At 62.4% G+C, this 2,072-nt stretch carries 3 protein-coding genes; 2 read left to right on the forward strand and 1 reads right to left on the reverse strand.

The genetic code is table 11. The annotated features are described in order from the left end of the window. The first annotated feature begins 254 nt into the window (after positions 1-254). Entirely contained in the window at positions 255-740 is a 486-nt protein-coding gene (locus tag Q8R73_RS17420; protein WP_305720795.1) for a Crp/Fnr family transcriptional regulator, read from the forward strand. On the opposite strand, the gene Q8R73_RS17425 is transcribed toward Q8R73_RS17420, so the two are convergent. Then, positions 679-1,506, reverse strand: a complete 828-nt coding sequence (locus Q8R73_RS17425; RefSeq protein WP_305720796.1) for a metallophosphoesterase — start codon at positions 1,504-1,506, stop codon at positions 679-681. The two genes, Q8R73_RS17420 and Q8R73_RS17425, sit on opposite strands and share 62 nt — an antisense overlap. A 360-nt stretch (positions 1,507-1,866) precedes the next feature. Here Q8R73_RS17425 and Q8R73_RS17430 point away from each other — a divergent pair. Further along, positions 1,867-2,072 (forward strand): hypothetical protein (locus Q8R73_RS17430; RefSeq protein ID WP_371126119.1); only part of this gene is annotated, 206 nt, incomplete at its 3' end.

Raw genomic sequence — 2,072 nt, forward strand, 5'->3', positions numbered from 1 at the left:
ACAGGCTCATGGCCTCGGCTCCGATGTTCGTTCGATGCGCGACCATAGTCTGGAACGACACTGCCCTGTTTGCTCGGGCGCAAGGATTCGCTCAATCCGGATTTGTACGGTACCGCTCGCGATTTCCCCGTCGACCCGGGCGACACCTCGGCCCGCGAGCCGCTCGATGCCGAGAATTTGAGCAGACGGCACGCATAATCCGTTCGACGCTCACCAAGGCCATGCCTAGTCTGGCGCGGGATCTGGGGTGTCGAATGCGCGAAATTCTGGAATATTGCATCGGCGGCAGCCGGCAGAACATATCGGCGGGCGACCTCGTGGTGCAGGAGGGCGGCCGGACCGGCCATCTCTACGTTCTGATCGAGGGGCGGCTCGAGGTCATCAAGGGCGACACGGTGGTCGCCGCCATCACCGAACCCGGCGCGGTGCTCGGCGAAATGTCGGTGCTGCTCGATCAGCCCCACACCGCGACCGTGCGCGCCGCGGCCGCCTCGGTGATCTACGAGATCGACGATGCCGCGGCGTTCCTGAAGCGCCAGCCGGGCGTGGCGCTGCTGATCGCCCGCATGCTGGCGCAGCGGCTCAACGCCGCCAACACCTATCTCGCCGACATCAAGCGGCAATATGCCGGTCAGGGCAATCACCTGGCGATGGTCGGCGATCTCCTGCAGAGCATGATCAACCAGTCGCCGACGCAGGTTTCGCCAGGCTCGGATCGGAAATCCGACCCAAGGATGTGAGCCATGCCGGCGGTTCTGCGATCCGCGTTGCCGGCCGCCGCAGCGGCGCGTTGAGGTCGATGCATTGCTCTTCGCCGGCCGCCAGCCAGAATGCGGTCCCGTCCTCGATGTCGAGCACGATATGGGTCGGCGGACGGCCATGCTGCAGACCGGTATTGAAGACCCAGGTATCGCCGAGCCGGTCGTACCACGAGCCGTCGGGAATGAACGGCGATTGATGCACATGGCCCGAGATCACCATCGACGGCTGCCAGGCCTTGATCCATTGCACCAGTTCGACGTCGCCGAAGAAGCGCTTGCCGCCCCAACTGACCGGTGAATCCGCCGGCGGCGCGTGGTGCACCCAGATCCATCGCTTCGGCCGAGCCGCGGCGGCTTCGCGCAACTGGTCGTCCAGCCGCTGCTTGACCAGCGGTCCGTCCCACCACGGGCATACCGTGAAGAGGGTGTCGCCGATCATCAGGCTGTCGCCGTCGCAGGCGACGCCGAGTTCGCGGACCTCGCCGATCCATCGCGGGATTTTTTCGCCCTCCGGGCTGCGCGCGTCGAGGTCGTGATTGCCGGAGCACAGAATCACCCGCGTGACACCGGACAAAAGCTCCAGATATTTCTTCACGACGACGATCTGGGCGCGGAAATCGACCGCCGAACCGACGTCCAGCGCATCGCCGGCGAAGATCACGAGGTCGAAATTCGGCGCCGCGCTGAGCAGCCAGTCGAACTGCGGCAATGAGTAATGCAAATCGGCCACGACAAGGCAGCGCATGCAAATCGATCCGTTGCTCAAAAAATAAGCGGCGAGTTGCCGCGTACGGAAAAACTCAGGATAGGGGAAAACCCGCGTCCTACAAGCCCGGGTACGATGGATGAAAGGCCCGTGACCAAGTCGCATAGCCAGCCCGACTCCCTCGTCTCGAGCGACGAACTGCCGCGAGGGAAGCCCGTAAAATCCCGGGTAGCACGAAGTCTTAACGTAACTGCTCGCAACTGATCTCGCTGAGAGCGAAGCCTCTGATTCTCATCAGTCTGATCGCAGTGGCGCGACAGAAGATCGACGATCACCCAAAACCGTCAACAAGATTGATGAGGTAACATCCGTGTTGCCTTCGTCACCGGAGGATAGATCATGACGTTCCATCTGCGCAATGTTCGGATCGGCATCCGTATTCAGCTTATCACCGTTGCCGCCGTCGTTGGCATGATCGCGATCATGGCCCTCTCGCTATCCGATGCGAGCCGGCAGATGCGGCAGGATCGTTCCACCAAGACCCAGCATGTCCTCGAAACGGCCTTCGGCACGATTGAGTATTTTGCTGCCGAAGAGAAGGCCGG

Source organism: Bradyrhizobium sp., assembly GCF_030697065.1.
Classification (GTDB): domain Bacteria; phylum Pseudomonadota; class Alphaproteobacteria; order Rhizobiales; family Xanthobacteraceae; genus Bradyrhizobium.